This window comes from Streptomyces sp. NPDC107521 (assembly GCF_055598485.1).
This window is the reverse complement of record NZ_JBVKAT010000001.1, coordinates 523488-542578: the sequence shown is the minus strand read 5'-3', so window position 1 is coordinate 542578 and position 19091 is coordinate 523488. Positions and strand designations below refer to the sequence as shown.

At 74.8% G+C, this 19091-nt stretch carries 16 protein-coding genes; 2 read left to right on the top strand and 14 right to left on the bottom strand.

Going from position 1 to position 19091, the window contains the following annotated elements; genetic code table 11:
* Positions 1 to 11 precede the first annotated feature (11 nt).
* A complete protein-coding gene (locus tag ACZ7LB_RS02300; protein ID WP_471464952.1) occupies positions 12 to 362 on the bottom strand; it encodes a chorismate mutase in 351 nt (116 codons plus the stop codon).
* Between the two features lie 247 nt (positions 363 to 609).
* On the opposite strand from ACZ7LB_RS02300, the gene ACZ7LB_RS02295 reads away from it, so the two are divergent.
* Positions 610 to 1245 (top strand): SIMPL domain-containing protein, encoded by a 636-nt coding sequence (locus ACZ7LB_RS02295; RefSeq protein ID WP_471464951.1) that lies wholly within the window; start codon positions 610 to 612, stop codon positions 1243 to 1245.
* Here ACZ7LB_RS02295 and ACZ7LB_RS02290 read toward each other — a convergent pair.
* On the bottom strand, positions 1235 to 1999 hold the full coding sequence (locus tag ACZ7LB_RS02290) for a vWA domain-containing protein (protein WP_471464950.1): 765 nt from the start codon (positions 1997 to 1999) through the stop codon (positions 1235 to 1237). The two genes, ACZ7LB_RS02295 and ACZ7LB_RS02290, sit on opposite strands and share 11 nt — an antisense overlap.
* Positions 2000 to 2200: 201 nt before the next feature.
* On the opposite strand from ACZ7LB_RS02290, the gene ACZ7LB_RS02285 reads away from it, so the two are divergent.
* Positions 2201 to 3085 carry a chitosanase gene (locus ACZ7LB_RS02285; RefSeq protein ID WP_471464949.1) on the top strand — a complete coding sequence of 295 codons (885 nt, stop codon included), beginning with the start codon at positions 2201 to 2203 and terminating at the stop codon, positions 3083 to 3085.
* A gap of 200 nt (positions 3086 to 3285) precedes the next feature.
* Here the strand turns inward: ACZ7LB_RS02285 and ACZ7LB_RS02280 are convergent, their stop codons facing one another.
* The 12 genes from ACZ7LB_RS02280 to ACZ7LB_RS02225 all read right to left on the bottom strand — a co-directional run bounded on the left by ACZ7LB_RS02280 (position 3286) and on the right by ACZ7LB_RS02225 (position 19062).
* Positions 3286 to 4749 carry a glutamate synthase subunit beta gene (locus ACZ7LB_RS02280; RefSeq protein WP_471464948.1) on the bottom strand — a complete coding sequence of 488 codons (1464 nt, stop codon included), beginning with the start codon at positions 4747 to 4749 and terminating at the stop codon, positions 3286 to 3288.
* The gene (gene gltB, locus ACZ7LB_RS02275; RefSeq protein ID WP_471465116.1) at positions 4742 to 9325 is read right to left on the bottom strand and encodes a glutamate synthase large subunit; all 4584 of its coding nucleotides are present in this window, start codon (positions 9323 to 9325) and stop codon (positions 4742 to 4744) included. Before gltB ends, ACZ7LB_RS02280 begins: the two co-directional genes overlap by 8 nt.
* A 448-nt stretch (positions 9326 to 9773) precedes the next feature.
* Positions 9774 to 10505 (bottom strand): VIT1/CCC1 transporter family protein, encoded by a 732-nt coding sequence (locus tag ACZ7LB_RS02270; RefSeq protein WP_471464947.1) that lies wholly within the window; start codon positions 10503 to 10505, stop codon positions 9774 to 9776.
* Between the two features lie 867 nt (positions 10506 to 11372).
* Positions 11373 to 12428, bottom strand: coding sequence for a prolipoprotein diacylglyceryl transferase (gene lgt, locus ACZ7LB_RS02265; protein WP_471464946.1), 1056 nt, complete (start codon positions 12426 to 12428; stop codon positions 11373 to 11375).
* 125 nt (positions 12429 to 12553) lie between these two features.
* A complete protein-coding gene (locus ACZ7LB_RS02260; protein ID WP_471464945.1) occupies positions 12554 to 13324 on the bottom strand; it encodes a DsbA family protein in 771 nt (256 codons plus the stop codon).
* Between the two features lie 111 nt (positions 13325 to 13435).
* Positions 13436 to 14251 carry a tryptophan synthase subunit alpha gene (gene trpA / locus ACZ7LB_RS02255; protein ID WP_471464944.1) on the bottom strand — a complete coding sequence of 272 codons (816 nt, stop codon included), beginning with the start codon at positions 14249 to 14251 and terminating at the stop codon, positions 13436 to 13438.
* Positions 14248 to 15531 (bottom strand): tryptophan synthase subunit beta, encoded by a 1284-nt coding sequence (gene trpB / locus ACZ7LB_RS02250; RefSeq protein ID WP_471464943.1) that lies wholly within the window; start codon positions 15529 to 15531, stop codon positions 14248 to 14250. The genes trpA and trpB overlap by 4 nt, the downstream gene beginning before the upstream one ends.
* A gap of 127 nt (positions 15532 to 15658) precedes the next feature.
* Positions 15659 to 15835, bottom strand: a complete 177-nt coding sequence (gene trpM / locus ACZ7LB_RS02245; protein ID WP_471464942.1) for a tryptophan biosynthesis modulator TrpM — start codon at positions 15833 to 15835, stop codon at positions 15659 to 15661.
* A gap of 19 nt (positions 15836 to 15854) precedes the next feature.
* A complete protein-coding gene (trpC, locus tag ACZ7LB_RS02240) occupies positions 15855 to 16664 on the bottom strand; it encodes an indole-3-glycerol phosphate synthase TrpC (RefSeq protein ID WP_471464941.1) in 810 nt (269 codons plus the stop codon).
* Between the two features lie 116 nt (positions 16665 to 16780).
* Positions 16781 to 17335, bottom strand: coding sequence for a DUF2752 domain-containing protein (locus ACZ7LB_RS02235; protein WP_471464940.1), 555 nt, complete (start codon positions 17333 to 17335; stop codon positions 16781 to 16783).
* Positions 17336 to 18036: 701 nt separating this feature from the next.
* Positions 18037 to 18282: an HGxxPAAW family protein gene (locus ACZ7LB_RS02230; RefSeq protein ID WP_471464939.1), complete on the bottom strand. Its 246-nt coding sequence runs from the start codon at positions 18280 to 18282 to the stop codon at positions 18037 to 18039.
* A 135-nt stretch (positions 18283 to 18417) separates the two neighbouring features.
* The gene (locus ACZ7LB_RS02225) at positions 18418 to 19062 is read right to left on the bottom strand and encodes a TIGR02234 family membrane protein (protein ID WP_471464938.1); all 645 of its coding nucleotides are present in this window, start codon (positions 19060 to 19062) and stop codon (positions 18418 to 18420) included.
* Positions 19063 to 19091 lie beyond the last annotated feature (29 nt).

The following is a 19091-nucleotide window of genomic DNA, read 5'->3' as shown; positions in this document are numbered from 1 at the left end:
CGCGGGGGGGGTCAGCCCCGCGCGGGGGCCGCGTCGTCGTCCTTGTGCTCCGCGATGCGCTCGTGGTGGTGGATCACCTCGGCGATGATGAAGGTGAGGAACTTCTCGGCGAAGGCCGGGTCGAGTCTGGCGCTCTCGGCGAGGGAGCGCAGCCGGGCGATCTGCCGGGCCTCGCGGGCCGGATCGGCGGGCGGCAGGGAGTGCCGGGCCTTGAGGTGGCCGACCCGCTGGGTGCATTTGAACCGTTCGGCGAGCATGTGGACGACGGCGGCGTCGATGTTGTCGATGCTGTCGCGCAGCCGGTTCAGCTCCTCGACGACGGCGGGGTCCTCCGCGCCGGTGCCCGTGTTGCTGGTGGTCATGGTCGCCCACCCTACGGGTGGGGGGCGGACCGCCGCAGACCGTCTCACCGCCCGAACGCCTCCCCGGCGCGCCGGGGGGTGCGGCGCGGCGCGCCGACGCCGCCCAGGGACGCCGCCCGCGCGGCCGGGACGGGCGGCACCGCGGGGGCGGACGCGGCACCGGCACCTGCGCCGCGGCGGGGCCGGAGCGGGCGGCCCCGGCGGGCGGGGCGTGGCCGGTGTCCGGGCGCGGTGCTTGAATGCCCCCATGGCGGAGGCGGACGGGGAGCCCGGCGGGCTCACGGTGACGGGTGTGGGCCGGGTGCGGGCGGAGCCGGGGCTGGCCCGGGTGGCGCTGGTGGTCGAGGTGGTGGAGCCCTCCCCCGACCTGGCGTTCCGCAAGGCCGGGGAGGCGGTGTCGCGGCTGCGCGGGGTGCTGCGCCGGCACGGTCTGGAGGACGACGGGGTGTCGGCCTCGCGGCTCGCCCTGGCCTCGGGGTTCGACGGCTACGGCACCGGCCGCAGGTTCGTCGGCTACGCGTGCCGGGCGGCGTACGGGGTGGAGACGGAGGCGCTGGACGGCCTCCAGCGGCTGATCGTGGACGTGGTGGCCGCGGGCGCGCAGCGGATCGACGGCGTGGAGTTCGACGTGCGGGACCGGGAGGCCCTGGGCGACGAGGCGCGCCGCCGGGCCGTGGCCGACGCCCGGCGCAGGGCCGGGGTGTACGCGGGGGCGGCGGGGGTGCGACTGGGGCCGGTCGTCTCCCTGCGGGACCTGGAGGCGGGGCCCGTCCAGCCGCCCGGTCTCCGCGCCGGGCCCGGCGGAGGACCGGCGGGCGACCTCGCCCCCGGCGCGGTGGAGCTGACGGCCGCGGTGCGGATCGGCTGGGCCCTCATCCCCTGATCCGGGCTGCCCTGATCCCGGCTGTCCCGGACCCGGTCCGGACGATGCCCGCCGCGCGGGCCGCCGCGAGCCACTGCGGGAACTCGCCCAGCAGCAGGTCGTACAGCCGGGCGTCGGACATCCGGCGGGGGTCGCGCCCGGCGTGGAAGAACCCGGCGTTGTCGACGACCCGCCTGGCGGGCACGGCCAGCTCGTCCAGCCTCCGCAGATAGTCGAACCGGCGGCTGTCCGGGTCTCCGAAGCCGACGAACTGCCAGAACAGCGGCAGCCCGGCCGCCTTGCACAGATGGCGTTCGGCGGCGGTCCGGCTGCTCGGGCCGCCGTCCGTCTGGAAGACGACGAGGGCGGGGTCGCGGGCGCCGCTGTCCAGGTAGTGGTCGATGACGGCGTCCATGGCCGCCTCGTAGTGGGTGCGGCCCATGTGCCCGAGCCCGTCGGCGATCCGCCCGATGCGCCCCTCGTGGCCGGCGAGCGTGATCTCGGCCATGGCGTCCACGTCGGTGGAGAAGAAGACGACCGGCACGGTGCCGTCGTCGTCGAGGTGGGCGGAGAGCCCGAGGACCCGGTCGGCGAGCGCCTGGACGCTGCCGTCCCGGTAGTAGGGCCGCATGGAGCCGGAGTGGTCGACGACCAGGTACACGGCCGCGCGGACACCCTCCAGCCCGTGCTTCGTCAGCGACACCCCGGCGCTGCGGTAGGGCCCCGCGAGGGCGGGCGCGGTCTCCAGCACCTTGGTCAGGCTGATGGCGGCCATCCGGGCTCCCCTCCCGCAGCGGCTTCGGCGTGGCCCGAGCGTACGGCACCCGCGGCCGGGCGCCGGGGGGCCGCCGGGGTTGATAGCTTGGTTCGCCGCCGGGCCGGTCGCGTTCCGCCGGACCGCGGGGTCACGGGACCGCGCGGCGGGGGGGCGGGACCGGTGCCGGGTGTCGTCAGTGACGGGCGGAGGTCCTCCCCAGTGAAACGTGCCGGTGTGCTGCTCCTCGTGGCCGCTCCCGTGGTGGTCACGGGCGCGTACCTGCTCATGCCGGCCGACACGGCCGACGCCCCCGCCGCCCCGTCCGCCGTGACCGCCCCGGCCGCGTCGCGGGGGGCCGACGGGGACCGGTCCGACGGGAGGGCCGACGGTGCCCCGGCGGGGCTGGCCTCGCCGGAGAAGAAGGAGCTGGCGCAGCAACTGGTGTCGAGCGCCGAGAACTCGACCGTCGACTGGCGCACGTCCTACGGGGCCGTCGAGGACGACGGGCACGGCGACGGCTACACGGCCGGCATCATCGGCTTCTGCACCGGCACCCACGACCTGCTCGCCCTCGTCGAGCGCTACACCCGCGCCCATCCGGACAACGGCCTGGCCCGCTACCTGCCCGCGCTGCGCGCGGTCGACGGGACCGGCTCCCACGAGGGCCTGGACCCGGGCTTCCCCGGGGCATGGCGGGCCGAGGCGGAGGTCCCGGCGTTCCGCAAGGCGCAGGAGGAGGAGCGGGACCGGGTCTACTTCGATCCGGCGGTGCGCCGGGCCGAGCGGGACGGCCTGGGTCCGCTGGGCCAGTTCGTCTACTACGACGCGATGGTCTTCCACGGCCCGGACACCGGTCCCGACGGCTTCTACGGGCTGCGCGAGCGGGCGGCGGAGCGGGCCGCGACCCCGGCCGCGGGCGGCTCCGAGACGGCCTTCCTGGACGCCTTCCTCGATGTGCGGCGCGCGGCCATGCTGGCCCGGCGCCCCGGCATCGACACCTCCCGGATCGACACCGCCCAGCGCCGCTTCCTGGAGGCCGGCAACCTGGCGCTGCGGACCCCGCTGACGTGGCAGACGTACGGGGACACGTACCGGGTGCCGTAGGGCGCGGCCGGTCCCGCCGCCCGTCCCGGCGGGCGGTCGGGGCGGCCCGGACGGGCGCGGGGGCGTACGGAGAGACGACAGCGCCTGCCCGGGGTCCGGTCGGGGACAGGGCAGGCGCCATCTCGGGGGGTCCGGGGGAAAGTCCCCCGGAGTGCCCGCCCGTACGCCGTTGTACGGGACGTCTGGGATCGATCCGCCGGTCAGACCGCCAGGGAGCGGTCGGTCGGGCGGATCGGGGCCGGCAGGTCGCTGGCCCCGGTCAGGAAGCGGTCGGCACCGCGGGCGGCCGAACGGCCCTCCGCGATGGCCCAGACGATGAGCGACTGGCCCCGGCCGGCGTCACCGGCGACGAACACACCCGGCACATTGGTCTGGAAGTCGGCGTCCCGGGCGATGTTACCCCGTTCGTCGAGTTCCAGTCCGAGCTGTTCCACCAGGCCGTTCTCCCGGTCGGTTCCGGTGAAGCCCATGGCGAGGGTGACGAGCTGGGCCGGGATGCGGCGTCCGGTGCCCGGCTTCGGCGTGAACCCGCCGTCGGTGAACTCCACTTCGGCGAGGTGGAGCCACTGGACGCGGCCCTCCTCGTCGCCCTCGAAACGGGTGGTGGAGACGGCGTAGACCCGCTCGCCGCCCTCCTCGTGGGCCGAGGTGACCTTGTAGAGCATCGGGAAGGTCGGCCAGGGCTGCGAGGCCGGATTCCGCTCCTCGCCCGGCCTCGGCATGATCTCCAGCTGGGTGACGGAGGCGGCGCCCTGGCGGTGGGCGGTGCCCACGCAGTCGGCGCCGGTGTCGCCGCCGCCGATGACGACGACGTGCTTGCCCTCGGCGGAGATCGGGGCGGTGACGTAGTCGCCCTCCTGGACCTTGTTGGCCAGCGGCAGGTACTCCATCGCCTGGTGGATGCCGAGGAGTTCGCGGCCGGGCACCGGCAGGTCGCGGGCGGTGGTGGACCCGGCGGCGATGACCACGGCGTCGTAGCGGCGGCGCAGGTCGGTGGCCTTCAGGTCCCGGCCGATCTCGACGCCGGTGCGGAACCGGGTGCCCTCCGCGCGCATCTGCTCGATGCGCCGGTTGATGTGCCGCTTCTCCATCTTGAACTCGGGGATGCCGTACCGCAGCAGTCCCCCGACGCGGTCGGCGCGCTCGTAGACGGCGACGGTGTGGCCGGCCCGGGTGAGCTGCTGGGCGGCGGCCAGCCCGGCGGGGCCGGAGCCGATGACGGCCACGGTCCGCCCGGAGAGCCGCTCGGGGACGCGCGGGACGACGTCACCGGTCTCCCACGCCTTGTCGATGATGGAGACCTCGACGTTCTTGATGGTCACCGGCTGCTGGTTGATGCCGAGCACGCACGCCGACTCGCACGGGGCCGGGCACAGGCGGCCGGTGAACTCCGGGAAGTTGTTGGTGGCGTGCAGGCGCTCCTGGGCGGCCGGCCAGTCCTCGCGGTAGGCGTAGTCGTTCCACTCGGGGATCAGGTTCCCGAGCGGGCAGCCGCTGTGGCAGAACGGGATGCCGCAGTCCATGCACCGGGACGCCTGGGTGCCGATGATCGGCAGCAGGGAGCCGGGGACGTACACCTCGCTCCAGTCCCTGACGCGCTGCGCCACGGGACGCGTCCTGGCGGCCTCGCGGTCGTGGTTGAGGAAGCCCTTGGGATCAGCCATGGGACGCCGCCTCCATCATCTTCTCGGTGATCGCGGTCTCGGTGAGACCGGCCCGCTCGGCGGCGTCCTTGGCGGCGAGCACTGCCTTGTACGTACGGGGGATGATCCGGCTGAACCGCGCCGCGGCGGCGGGCCAGTCGGCGAGGAGCGCGGCGGCTACGGTCGAGCCGGTCTCCTCCCGGTGCCGGCGCACCACGTCGTGCAGCCGTTCCCGGTCGGCGTCGTCCAGCGGCTCCACGGCGTCCAGGTTCCCGGCGTTGACGCGGCGCGGGTCGAGGTCGAGGACGTGGGCGACGCCGCCGGACATGCCGGCCGCGAAGTTGCGCCCGGTCGGGCCGAGGACGACGGCGTGGCCGCCGGTCATGTACTCGCAGCCGTGGTCCCCGACGCCCTCGGAGACGGCCAGCGCGCCGGAGTTGCGGACGCAGAAGCGCTCTCCGACCCGGCCGCGCAGGAACATCTCGCCGCCGGTGGCGCCGTAGCCGATGGTGTTGCCGGCGATGGTGGAGTACTCCGCGAGGTGGTCGGCGCGCCGGTCCGGGCGGACGACGATCCGGCCGCCGGAGAGGCCCTTGCCGACGTAGTCGTTGGCGTCGCCCTCCAGGCGCAGGGTGATGCCGCGCGGCACGAAGGCGCCGAAGGACTGCCCGGCGGAGCCGGTGAAGGTGAGGTCGACGGTGCCGTCGGGCAGGCCCGCGCCGCCGAACCTCCGGGTCACCTCGTAACCGAGCATGGTGCCGACGGTGCGGTTGATGTTGCGGATGGCGACCCGGGCCCGCACCGGGGCCGCGGCCTCGGCACCGGAGGCGCCCAGGGCGTCGGCCGCGAGCCGGATCAGCTCGTTGTCCAGGGCCTTCTCCAGGCCGTGGTCCTGGGCGACGGTCCGGTGGCGCACCGCGCCCTCGGGCAGGTCGGGCACGTGGAACAGGGGGGCCAGGTCGAGGCCCCGGGCCTTCCAGTGGTCGACGGCCCGGGTGACGTCGAGGGCCTCGGCGTGGCCGACGGCCTCCTCGACGGAGCGGTAGCCCAGCTCGGCGAGGAGCTCGCGGACCTCCTCGGCGATGAACCGGAAGAAGGTGACGAGGTGCTCGGCCCGGCCCGCGAACCGCTCGCGCAGCACCGGGTTCTGGGTGGCGATGCCGACGGGGCAGGTGTCCAGGTGGCAGACGCGCATCATGACGCAGCCGGAGACGACGAGCGGCGCCGTGGCGAAGCCGAACTCCTCGGCGCCGAGGAGGGCGGCGATGACCACGTCGCGGCCGGTCTTGAGCTGGCCGTCGGTCTGGACGACGATCCGGTCGCGCAACCCGTTGAGCAGCAGGGTCTGCTGGGTCTCGGCCAGGCCCAGCTCCCAGGGGCCGCCCGCGTGCTTGAGCGAGGTCAGCGGGGAGGCGCCGGTGCCGCCGTCGTGGCCGGAGACGAGGACCACGTCGGCGTGGGCCTTGGAGACCCCGGCGGCGACGGTGCCGACGCCGACCTCGGAGACCAGCTTGACGTGGACGCGCGCCCGGGGGTTGGCGTTCTTGAGGTCGTGGATGAGCTGGGCGAGGTCCTCGATGGAGTAGATGTCGTGGTGCGGCGGCGGGGAGATCAGGCCCACGCCGGGGGTGCTGTGCCGGGTCCTGGCGACCCAGGGGTAGACCTTGTGGCCGGGGAGCTGGCCGCCCTCGCCGGGCTTGGCGCCCTGGGCCATCTTGATCTGGATGTCGTCCGCGTTGACCAGGTACTCGCTGGTGACGCCGAAGCGCCCGGAGGCGACCTGCTTGATGGCGGAGCGGCGGACCGGGTCGTGGAGCCGCTCGGGGTCCTCGCCGCCCTCGCCGGTGTTGGACTTGGCGCCGAGCCGGTTCATGGCGATGGCGAGCGTCTCGTGCGCCTCCTGGGAGATGGAGCCGTACGACATGGCGCCGGTGGAGAAGCGCTTGACGATCTCGGAGACGGGCTCGACCTCGTCCAGCGGGACGGGGGTCCGGCCGGAGGCGAAGCCGAACAGCCCGCGCAGCGTCATCAGGCGCTCGGACTGCTCGTTCACCCGGGACGTGTACTTCTTGAAGATGTCGTAGCGCCCGGAGCGCGTGGAGTGCTGGAGGCGGAAGACCGTCTCCGGGTCGAACAGGTGGGGCTCGCCCTCGCGGCGCCACTGGTACTCGCCGCCGATCTCCAGCGCGCGGTGCGCCGGGGCGATGCCGGAGGCGGGGTACGCCTTGGCGTGGCGCGCGGCGACCTCCCGGGCGACGACGTCGATGCCGACGCCGCCGATCTTGGTGGCGGTGCCGTGGAAGTAGGTCTCCACGAAGGACTCGTCGAGGCCGACGGCCTCGAAGACCTGGGCGCCGCGGTAGGAGGCGACGGTGGAGATGCCCATCTTGGACATCACCTTCAGGACGCCCTTGCCCAGGGCGTGGATGAGGTTGCGGAGGGACTGCGCGAGGTCGGCGCCGGGCAGGAAGGTCCCGGCCCGCACCAGGTCCTCGACGGACTCCATCGCGAGGTAGGGGTTGACGGCCGCGGCGCCGTAGCCGATGAGCAGGGCCACGTGGTGGACCTCGCGGACGTCGCCGGCCTCGACCAGCAGGCCCACCTGGGTGCGCTGCTTGGTGCGGATGAGGTGGTGGTGGACGGCCGCGGTGAGCAGCAGCGAGGGGATCGGGGCGTGCTCGGCGTCCGCGTGGCGGTCGGAGAGCACGATCAGCCGGGCGCCGTTGTCGATGGCGGCGTCGGCCTCGGCGCGGATCTCCTCGATCCGGGCGGCCAGCGCCTCGCCGCCGCCGTGCACCCGGTAGAGACCGGAGAGGGTGGCGGCCTTGAAGCCGGGCATGTCGCCGTCGGCGTTGATGTGGATGAGCTTGGCCAGCTCGTCGTTGTCGATCACCGGGAAGGGCAGGACGACGCTGCGGCAGGAGGCCGCGGTCGGGTCCAGCAGGTTGCCCTGGGGCCCCAGGGAGCTGCGCAGGGAGGTGACCAGCTCCTCCCGGATGGCGTCCAGGGGCGGGTTGGTGACCTGGGCGAAGAGCTGGGTGAAGTAGTCGAACAGCAGCCGGGGCCGCTCGGAGAGGGCGGCGATCGGGGAGTCGGTGCCCATGGAGCCGATCGGCTCGGTGCCGGTGCGGGCCATCGGCGCCAGGATGACCCGCAGCTCCTCCTCGGTGTACCCGAAGGTCTGCTGGCGGCGGGTGACCGAGGCGTGGGTGTGGACGATGTGCTCGCGCTCGGGCAGGTCGGACAGCTCGATCTCGCCGGCCTCCAGCCACTCGGCGTAGGGCCGGCCGGCGGCCAGGGCGGCCTTGACCTCGTCGTCCTCGATGATGCGGTGCTCGGCGGTGTCGACGAGGAACATGCGGCCCGGCTGGAGGCGGCCCTTGCGCACCACCCGGGCCGGGTCGATGTCCAGGACGCCGACCTCCGAGCCGAGGACGACGAGGCCGTCGTCGGTGACCCAGTAGCGGCCGGGGCGCAGTCCGTTGCGGTCGAGGACGGCGCCGACCTGGGTGCCGTCGGTGAAGGTGACGCAGGCGGGGCCGTCCCAGGGCTCCATCATCGTGGAGTGGTACTGGTAGAAGGCGCGGCGGCCCGCGTCCTCGATGTTCATGGACTCGTGGTTCTCCCACGCCTCCGGGATCATCATCAGCACGGCGTGCGGCAGGGAGCGCCCGCCCAGGTGCAGCAGTTCCAGGACCTCGTCGAAGGAGGCGGAGTCCGAGGCGTCGGGGGTGCAGATCGGGAACAGCCGCTCCAGGCCCGCGGCGGCGTTCCCGCCCGCCGCACCGTCCCCGGCCGGCCCGTGGCCGAACAGGTCGGAGGCGAGCTGGGACTCCCGGGCGGCCATCCAGTTGCGGTTGCCCCGGACGGTGTTGATCTCGCCGTTGTGCGCGACGAACCGGTAGGGGTGGGCCAGCGGCCAGGCCGGGAAGGTGTTGGTGGAGAACCGGGAGTGCACGAGCGCGATCGCGGAGGCGAAGCGGCGGTCGGACAGGTCCGGGAAGAACGGTTCGAGCTGGCCGGTGGTCAGCATGCCCTTGTACACGACGGTCCGCGCGGACAGCGAGGGGAAGTAGACGCCCAGCTCGCGTTCGGCCCGCTTGCGCAGGGCGAAGGCCCGGCGGTCCAGGGCGATGCCCCGCGAGGTGCCGTCGGTGACGAAGAGCTGGCGCAGGACCGGCATCGTGGCGCGGGCGGTGGCGCCCAGCAGTTGCGGGGCGACGGGGACCTCGCGCCAGCCGAGGACGGTCAGTCCCTCCTCTGCGGCCAGCTCCCCGACCCGCTCGACGGCGGCGGCGGTCCCCTCCGGCGGGAGGAAGGCGATGCCGACGGCGTAGCCGCCGGGCTCGGGCAGGTCGAATCCGGCCACCTCGCGGAGGAAGGCGTCGGGCACCTGGGTCAGGATGCCCGCGCCGTCGCCCGAGTCGGGCTCGGAGCCGGTGGCTCCCCGGTGCTCCAGGTTGCGCAGCACGGTGAGGGCCTGGTCGACCAGGGTGTGGGACGCCTCACCGGTGAGGGTGGCGACGAAGCCGACGCCGCAGGCGTCGTGCTCCTCACGGGGGTCGTACAGGCCCTGCCGGGCGGGGCGGGCGTCCATGAAGGACCGGTTCCGGTCGGTCACGGGCTGCTGCTGGGACGGCTGGCGCGGCATGTGCATCGGCTCTCCCCATCGTCGTCGGGTGGCAAATCGAGTTGCCGAGGGACGACGCTGGCCCTCCGCTGAGTGCGAAAGCTGGTGCAGGCTACACGATGTTGCGGATCCCGCAAAGCGGAAACGCCGTACCAGCATGCGGACATCTGAGGGGTCGGCGACGGCTTTCGGGATCGCGGACCCGATGGTGCGAGGTGGTGGGTCGAGCCGAGGGAAAGGACGCTGACCGGCGGCTCCGGGGCGGAGGGGCGTCGTCGCCCGCTCCGCGGGATACGCGACGGGCTTCCTCACCCGTGGCGCTTACGCACCATGCCCGCTGGCTTCGGGGGCGAAACCGGCGGGCAGGGAATTAACGTGCGTGTAACGCGGGGAGACGGATCCTGACGGAGCGGGGTCAGCCCAGGGCCGAGTCGAACAGGGTGCCCAGGAGGTAGGTCACCCCGGCCGCCGCGCCGCCCAGCGCGAGCTGCCGCAGCCCGCTGAACCACCAGCTCCGCGCGGTGACCTTGGCGACCACCGCGCCGCACAGGAACAGCCCGGCCAGCGCCAGCAGCACGGCGGGCCAGAGGGCCTCGGCGCCGAGGAGGAAGGGCAGCACGGGGAGCAGGGCGCCGAGGGCGAAGGAGCCGAACGAGGAGACGGCCGCGACCAGCGGGGAGGGCAGGTCGGAGGGGTCGATGCCGAGCTCCTCGCGGGCGTGTATCTCCAGCGCCTGCTCGGGGTCGCGGGAGAGCTGCCGGGCCACCTCGCGGGCCAGCTCCGGCTCGACGCCGCGCGCCTCGTAGAGGGCGGCCAGCTCGGCCTCCTCGTCCTTCGGGTGCTTGCGCAGCTCCCGGCGCTCCACGTCCAGCTCGGCCTCGACCAGCTCGCGCTGGGAGGCGACGGAGGTGTACTCGCCGGCGGCCATCGAGAAGGCTCCGGCCGCCAGCCCCGCCAGACCGCTGAGCACGATGGTCTGCTGCCCGGCCGCGCCCCCGGCGACGCCGGTCATCAGGGCCAGGTTGGAGACCAGCCCGTCCATGGCGCCGAAGACGGCGGGGCGCAGCCACCCCCCGTTGACGTCCCGGTGGGTGTGGTTGTCGCGGTGCGCCTCGTGGAGCGCGGCTTCGGTCTCGATGATGGCCATGCGGGTCCCCCTGGGGAGCGTCGAGCACGTCGTCGACGCGTGCTCCTTGGACGAATTCCACTTCTCGACAACAACCAATCTACGGTGATCCATTCCCTGCCGCCAGCAAGGAAAGGCTGCGCTTACCTGCGGTTTTGTCGTCGGAAGGACGTCCATGGCCATGCTCGCACGGGGATCGGACAGGGAGGACGGACCCCCTCCGGGGCCGGATCCCGCCGGGGCGACGGGCGCGGAACGGCACCGGGCGGCACGGGGTCGCGGGGCGCGCGGGAGGGGTGGCGCGGACGAACCCGAGTACGGGTGCGGGGAACGGGCGAAGGGCCGGAGAGGCCGAGCGAGCACCGGGCCGTGCAGAAGGAGCCGGGCCGTACGGGCAAAGCCGGGCGGTACGGGCGGGGACCGGGCCGTACGGGCAAAGCCGGGCGGTACGGGCGGGGACCGGACGCCGGACCTCGGAGCCCTCCGGGCATGCGCGCCGTCGGCCTCCGTGCCCCGGGAGCCCAAGGGCTCGCGGCCCGGGGGCCGGGACCAGGGGCCGGCCTGGTCAAGGCCCGGAAGCCAGGTGCTGGCGCCGGGGTGGGACGCAACCGTCGGGGCCCGGAGGCCGGGGGCCGGGGCCCGGCGGCAGCGGATGAGACCGGGCCGTACGGGCGGAGCCGGGCCGTACGGGCGGAGCCGGGCGGTACAGGCGGGCCCGGGACGCCGGACCTCGAAGCCGCCGGGCAGCCGGGCAGCCACGAGCCCGAGGGCCCGGAGATCGGGACCCGGGGACCGGGCGGGACCGGGATCCGGGGCCGGACACGACGAGGGCGGCGGTGGAGACCACCGCCGCCCGTACGCGCCCCGGCCGTCCGGCCGGGTGCCGTCTCAGCCCTTCTTGGCCGACCCGGCGCCGTTCCTCACGTCGCCGGAGTCCCCGGCGTCCCCGTCCCGGGCGTCGGGAATGTCCTCGGCGCCCTTCGCGGTCCCGGCGCTCCCGGGCCCGGCGGCGCCCTTGGCGGGCTCCGCGCCCTTCGCGGGCTCCGCGTCCTCGGCGGCGCCCTTCGCGTCCGCGCCGGAGGCGCCCTTCGGGGTCTCCGCGTCCTCCGCGGCGCCGTCGGCCTTCTCCGCGCCCGGCTCGACCACGGCCTCCCGGCCCGGCCGCGTCCGCGCCGAGACCACCATGTAGACCACGGCCAGCAGGAACACGAGGAGCGCGGTCCAGTTGTTCAGCCGCAGGCCGAGGATGTGGTGGGCGTCGTCGACGCGCATGTACTCGATCCAGAAGCGGCCCGCGCAGTACGAGGCGACGTACAGGGCGAAGGCCCTGCCGTGGCCGAGCGAGAAGCGGCGGTCGGCCCAGATGACGAGGAGCGCGACGCCCACGCACCACAGCGACTCGTACAGGAACGTCGGGTGGTAGGTGCCCGGCTCCCGGCCCCCGGCGGAGGAGGTGATTTTCAGCGCCCACGGCAGGTCGGTCGCCCGCCCGTACAGCTCCTGGTTGAACCAGTTGCCCCAGCGGCCGATGGCCTGGGCCAGGGCGATGCCGGGGGCGACGGCGTCGGCGTAGGCGGGCATCGGGATGCCCCGGCGCCGGGCGCCGATCCAGGCGCCCAGCCCGCCGAGCGCGATGGCGCCCCAGATGCCGAGGCCGCCCTCCCAGACCTTGAAGGCGTCCACCCAGTCACGGCCGTCGCTGAAGTACAGCTCGTAGTCCGTGATCACGTGGTAGAGCCGGCCGCCGATCAGGCCGAAGGGAACGGCCCAGACCGCGATGTCGGCCACCGTGCCCGCCCGGCCGCCCCGGGCGACCCAGCGCCGGTTGCCGAGCCACACGGCCACGAAGACACCGATGATGATGCAGAACGCGTAGCCGCGCAGCGGAACGGGGCCGAGATGCAGCACCCCGCTGGACGGGCTGGGAATGAAGGCAAGTTCCATGGCAAGGTCGACGCTACCGTGTCGGACGGGACCTGCGGCAAGACACCTCGGCTACGGGTCCGTAACGGGAGGGCGGATTGGTCCGCCCGCGCCCGGTCCTTCCTACTTGTGGGCTTCCCACGAGCCTACTTGTTCGCCTCCGCGACGCGCTGCTTCAGCTTGTCGGGGGTCATGCCGCCGTCCTGGTAGATGTTCTCGCCGTCCAGCAGGACCGTCGGGGTACCGCTGAAGCCGCCCTTCTTGAACGCCTGGTTGGACTTGGCGACCCAGGCGTTGTGCGTGCCGTTGCGCACGCACTCCTGGAAGGCGGGGGTGCCCAGGCCGTCGACCTTGCCCGCCAGGGCGATCAGCCGGTCCTTGTCGGCGAAGGCGTCGTCGGTCTCCGCGGGCTGGTTGTCGTAGAGCACGTCGTGGTACGGGGAGAACCGGCCGGCGTCCTGGGCGCAGGCCGCGGCGTTGGCCGCCTCGCGGGAGCCGGTGCCGCCCATGTTGCCGTCGATCAGCGTGGCCAGGTGGTACTCCACCTTGAGCTGCCCGGCGGCGGCCAGCTCGTGGATGGTGTCCCGGTAGGCCAGCTCGAAGGCCTTGCAGGCGGGGCAGCGGAAGTCCTCCCAGATGGTGAGCGTCGATCCGGCGCTCTCCTTCCCGGCGGGGATGGCGAGGCTGTCCTTGCCCTGGGCCCCGGAGGGCACCACGACCGGGCCGGCCGACTCGCTGCCGTCGTCCTTGCCCGCGTTGGCGGCGATCACCCCGATCACCGCCGCGAGCCCCAGGACGCCGACCACGCTCACGCCGACGATCAGGCCGCGCCGGCGCCGGTCCCTGGACTGCTGCTTCTGCCGCTCGGCCGCCATCCGCTCCCGGGCGGTGCGCTTTCCTCGGTTCTTCTCGCTCACACCCCGCAGAACGAACCGGGGAGGCGCAACGCGCCTCCCCGGCCCCAGGTCCACCCGTACGAGGGACCCGTATGACATTCGGCCCGGTCCGCCGGGCCACGCGGCGGACGGCTACGCCCGGCTGCGGACGCCCTTCGCCAGATCGGCCGCGAGGGCGCGGACCTCCTCCAGCCCGGTGGCGGCGTCGGGGGCGTCCAGCATCCGCTTGACGAAGGCGGAGCCCACGATCACCCCGTCGGCGAAGCGGGCGACCTCGGCGGCCTGGACGGCGTCGGAGACGCCGAGCCCGACGCAGACCGGGGTGCCGGTGGTGGCGCGGGTGCGCCGCACCAGGTCCTCGGCCTGCGAGCTGACCGAGGTCCGGGTGCCGGTGACGCCCATCAGGGAGGCCGCGTAGACGAAGCCGCTGCCGACCGCGGTGATCTCCGCCAGCCGGGCGTCCCGGCTGCTGGGCGCCACCACGAAGACCGTGGCGAGACCGTGCTTGTCGGCGTGCTCCCGCCACGTCGCGGACTCCTGGACCGGCAGGTCGGGCAGGATGCACCCGGCGCCGCCCGCCTCGGCCAGCTCGGCGGCGAAGCGCTCCACCCCGTAGCGGTCGACCGGGTTCCAGTAGGTCATCACGAGGATCGGCCGCCCGGTGGCCTCGTGGGCCTCCTTGACGGTGCGCAGCACGTCGGCGATGCGCACCCCGCCGCGCAGGGCGATGTCGTCGGCGGTCTGGATGACCGGGCCGTCCAGGACCGGGTCGCTGTGCGGCAGCCCGATCTCGACGATGTCGGCGCCGCCCCCGATGACGGCCTTGGCCGCCTCGATGCCGCCGTCGACGGTGGGGAACCCGGCCGGGAGGTAGGCGATGAGAGCCGCGCGGCCCTCGGCCTTCGCCGCCGCGAGGGTCTCGTCCAGCAGTCGTACGTTCCCGCTCACTTCGCGTCCCCCTCGATCTCGGCGGTGCCCGCCCGGTCGGCGGCGACCTCGGCGTCGGTGTCGTAGAGCCCGAAGTAGCGGGCGGCGGTGTCCATGTCCTTGTCGCCGCGGCCGGAGAGGTTGACGACGAGCAGCCCCTCCGGTCCCAGCTCCCGGCCGACCTCCAGGGCCCCGGCCAGCGCGTGGGCGCTCTCTATGGCCGGGATGATGCCCTCGGTGCGCGACAGCAGGCGTAGGGCCTGCATGGCGGCGTCGTCGGTGACCGCGCGGTACTCGCCGCGGCCGGAGTCCTTCAGGTACGCGTGCTCCGGGCCGATGCCCGGGTAGTCCAGGCCGGCCGAGATCGAGTACGGCTCGGTGATCTGGCCCTCGTCGTCCTGGAGGACGTAGGAGCGGGAACCGTGCAGGATGCCGGGCTCCCCGGCGCTCAGGGTGGCGGCGTGCTCGCCGGTCTCCAGGCCGTGTCCCGCCGGTTCGCAGCCGATGAGGCGGACGCCCTCGTCGGGGATGAAGGCGTGGAAGAGGCCGATGGCGTTGGAGCCGCCGCCGACGCAGGCGACGGCGGCGTCGGGGAGCCGTCCGGCCCGCTCCAGGATCTGGCGGCGGGCCTCGACGCCGATGACCCGGTGGAAGTCGCGGACCATGGCCGGGAAGGGGTGCGGACCGGCGACGGTGCCGAACAGGTAGTGGGTGCGGTCGACGTTGGCAACCCAGTCGCGGAACGCCTCGTTGATGGCGTCCTTGAGGGTGCGGCTGCCGGACTTCACGGCGATGACCTCGGCGCCGAGCATGCGCATCCGGGCCACGTTGAGCGCCTGGCGCCGGGTGTCGACCTCGCCCATGTAGATGGTGCACTCGAGGCCGAACAGGGCGCAGGCGGTGGCGGTGGCCACGCCGTGCTGGCCCGCGCCGGTCTCGGCGATGACGCGGGTCTTGCCCATCCGCCGGGTGAGCAGGGCCTGGCCCAGCACGTTGTTGATCTTGTGCGAGCCGGTGTGGTTCAGGTCCTCGCGCTTGAGGAAGATCCGGGCGCCGCCCGCCTCGGCGGCGAAGCGGGGGACCTCGGTGAGGGCGGAGGGCCGCCCGGTGTAGTGGGCGAGCAGGTCGTCGAGCTCACGGGCGAACTCGGGGTCGGCCTTGGCCTTGTCGTACTCGACGGCGACCTCGTCCACGGCGGCCACCAGGGCCTCCGGGATGAACTTGCCGCCGTAGGCGCCGAAGTAGCCCTGGGGGCTGGGGACCTGACCCTCGGGATCGGGGATGAAGAAGGAGCTGGGCATGCGGGAGCCTCACGGTGGTGTGATGGGTGGGCACGGTGCGCCGCGGGGTGGGGTCGTCCGACCGCGCGGCCCGTCGGCGCCCGAGGGCACCCGACGGACCGCGCGGCTCAGTGGCGGCCCGCGCCCCTCAGGGGGCGCGGTGCCATCGCATCCCGTTCACCTGGCCGGGCTCGTCCCCGATCACATAACGCACCCGGCGCCCGTGGACCCGGCGCGCGGGGGCGCGGCAGCCGCGCGGGCGGCAGCCGCGCGCCAGGCGCGCGTACGGGTCCCTGGACGCGGGGACGGGCGTGGGTGCGGTCATCGGGGACTGCCGGTCGGGGTCAGCCGCGGCCGTGCCGCAGGGCCGGGTGCTCGCCGGCGGCCACCAGGTCGGAGACGGCGGTCCGGGGGTCGCGGCCGGTGACCAGGGACTCCCCGACGAGGACGGCGTCGGCGCCCTCGTTGGCGTAGGCGATGAGGTCGTGCGGGCCGCGGACGCCGGACTCCGCGACGCGGACGATGCCGGCCGGGATCTCGGGGGCGACGCGCTCGAAGGTGCCGCGGTCGACCTCCAGCGTCTTCAGGTTGCGCGCGTTGACGCCGATGACCTTGGCCCCGGCGTCGACGGCCCGCTCGACCTCCTCCTCGTCGTGGACCTCGACGAGGGGGGTGAGCCCGATGGACCCGGCGCGCTCGATCAGCGACTCCAGGGCGGGCTGGTCCAGGGCGGCGACGATCAGCAGGGCCAGGTCGGCGCCGTGCGCGCGGGCTTCCCAGAGCTGGTACGAGGTGACGATGAAGTCCTTGCGCAGGACGGGGATGTCCACCCGGGCGCGGACGGCGTCCAGGTCGGCCAGCGAGCCGCCGAAGCGGCGCTGCTCGGTGAGGACGGAGATGACGGCCGCGCCGCCCGCCTCGTAGTCGGCGGCGAGCCCCGCCGGGTCGGCGATGGCGGCCAGCGCGCCCTTGGAGGGGCTGGAGCGCTTGACCTCGCAGATGACCTTGACCCCGTCGCCGCGCAGGGCGCTCACGCCGTCCTGCGCGGGCCTGGCCCGGGCCGCGCGCTCCTTGAGCTCGTCGAGGCTGACGCGCGCCTGCCGCTCGGCGAGGTCGGCACGGACTCCGTCGATGATCTCGTCGAGCACACTCACGCGAGAGGCCCCTTTCGGACGGCGGAACGTTCGGTCACTGAGATGGTATCCGCAGCGGGCCGCGGGGCCCGCATCCGGCCACCGCCGGTCCCACAAGGTGGACATCGGGCGGTCCGTCAAGGGGTCAGCCAGCCACCGATGGGCAGGTTCCGGACGATGGTGAAGACCAGCAGCAGGGCGCCCAGGCTCCAGAGCAGCGCGGGGCCCGGGGAGAGGGCCGAGCGGCGCCCCCGGGCGGCGCGCACCGCCCAGAGGGTCCAGAGCACGGCGAAGGCCGCGTAGCCGAGGACGGCGGGCGCGTTGGCGTGCAGGGCGGTGAGCAGGTCCCCGTGGGCGACGGCGTGGGCGCTGCGCAGTCCGCCGCAGCCGGGGCAGTACAGGCCGGTGACGCGCAGCAGGGGGCAGACGGGGTAGTGGCCGGGCTCGTTGGGGTCGACGGCCGCCACGTAGGTGAAGGCCCCGGCGACGGCCGCGAGCACGGCGGCGGGGACGGCGAGGCGCCCGGCGACGGCCCGGGGACCGGAGACGGGGCGGCGGCCGGGGACGGCGCGAGGACCGGGTCCGGCGGGCGGAAGGGGGCCGGCGGGAGGCGCGGCGGGCCCGGCCGACGGGTGCCGGGGGGCCGGTTCGGGCGGCGGCTTCGGAAGGGTCTCGGCGTCCACGGTCCGCATTCTGCCCGGCACGGCGCGGGCCCGCACGGGGGACGCCGGGCGGGGGAACACGGCACCCCGGGCGCGGCGCGAAGGGGGGCGCGGCGCCGGGCGCGGGCACGCCGCAGGGCTCGGGCACGGCGGCGGGGCGGCGGAGGGCGCGGCGCGCGAACGCACGAGGCCAGATCCCGGACCGGCGAGAACCACGCACCGCCGGACGCGACGCACGGGGGCGGGACGCACAAACGCCTGGCGGGACGGACGAAACCGGAAGGCCCGGGCGCGGCACGGAAGGCCCGGGCGCGGCGTCCCTCTCTCGAAAGGTGCCCGACGCGGACCGGTCACACGCCCGGCGGAGCACACGCACACCCGGCGGCGCGGGCGTACCTCCCGCGGGGCGAACGGGTGCCGGACGGGACGCGCCGGGCGCGGGGCGCCGCCCCCGGCGGTAACGGCACCCGGCCGGAAACCGGGCGCGTGCCCGACGGAGCACCCGCACGCCCAGGGGGCAGGCGTACGCCCGGCGGGGCAGGCGTACGCCCGGCGGGGCGAACGGGTGCCGGACGGGGCGAACGGGTGCCGGACGGGACGCGCCGGGCGGGACGGGCCGGGCGCGGGGGCGTGGGGTCCGAAGCCGGGCCGGGAACGCGCGGGGGGGCGGGTGGCACCCGGGTGCCGCCCGCCCCCCGTGGAGGCGTTCCGCCGTCGTGCGGCGCCCGCCCTCAGGCGCCGGCGGCGGCGCGGCTGTCGGCGATGCTGCGCGAGGGGTCGACGTGCTTCGGCTGGCCGAGGCCCATCAGCTTCATGACGCCGCCCACGACAGCACCCACGAGGGTGACGCCGATGCCCGCCCAGAAGCCCGCGGGCTGCGCCATCACCATGAACATGCCCGCGACGCAGAAACCGATGAAGGCGATGATGACGCCGGTCCAGGCGGCCGGGGTGTGACCGTGGCTGCTGCCCGCCATTGCTTGCTCCTCGTTGCTGTGTACGTGTCTGAGCAGGACGCTCGCGCTCATTGTCCCGCACGGGCGCGCGTGGCGTGATCGGGGGTCCACCGCCCGGTGGGCGTGTCCCCCGTACGGGTGCCGCGGACGGGCCGGTCAGGCCCCGGTCGGGTCCTCGCCGCGGTCGAGCGCCTTCCAGAGGTCCTCGGGGCGGTCCGGGTCGACCGGGCGCTCCCGGCGGCGCGGGCGGGGTGTGCCGTCGCGCTCGTAGCGGCCGGACATCGCGGGCCACAGCCGCCCGTAGCGCAGCGCGAGCAGCCCGGCGAGCAGGAGCAGGAGCCCGCCGGCGGCGGCCACGTAGGGCCAGGCGGTGTGGGTGAGGGCGTCCACGGTGGCCGAGGTGTCGCCCGCCGCCCGGACCGCCTTGTCGTCCAGGGCGGAGCTGTCCAGGGCGCCGGCGAGGGCCGCGGTGACGGTGCCCGCGCCGCACAGCGCGAGCAGCCCGGCGACCGCGAGGCGCCCGGCGCGGCGGACGGCGAAGACGGCGACGAGCGCGGCGAGGCCGACTATGGCGAGCGCCGCGGGGACGCCCGTGACGTCGCTTCCCCTGGCGGTCAGCGGGAAGGCGCCGCCGGCCACCGTCGCGGTGCCCTCGGACCATTCCTGGCGGGTGGCGAGCAGGGCGACGGCGGCGCCGAGCGCGCCGCTCAGCAGGGCGAGGGCGAGGCTGCGGCGGCCGTGGGACCTGCCGGGACCGGCGTCGGGGGTGCGGGGGTGAGGAACAGCAGTCACGTACTCCACTATCACCCGGACCCCGGGTGCCGCGGCAC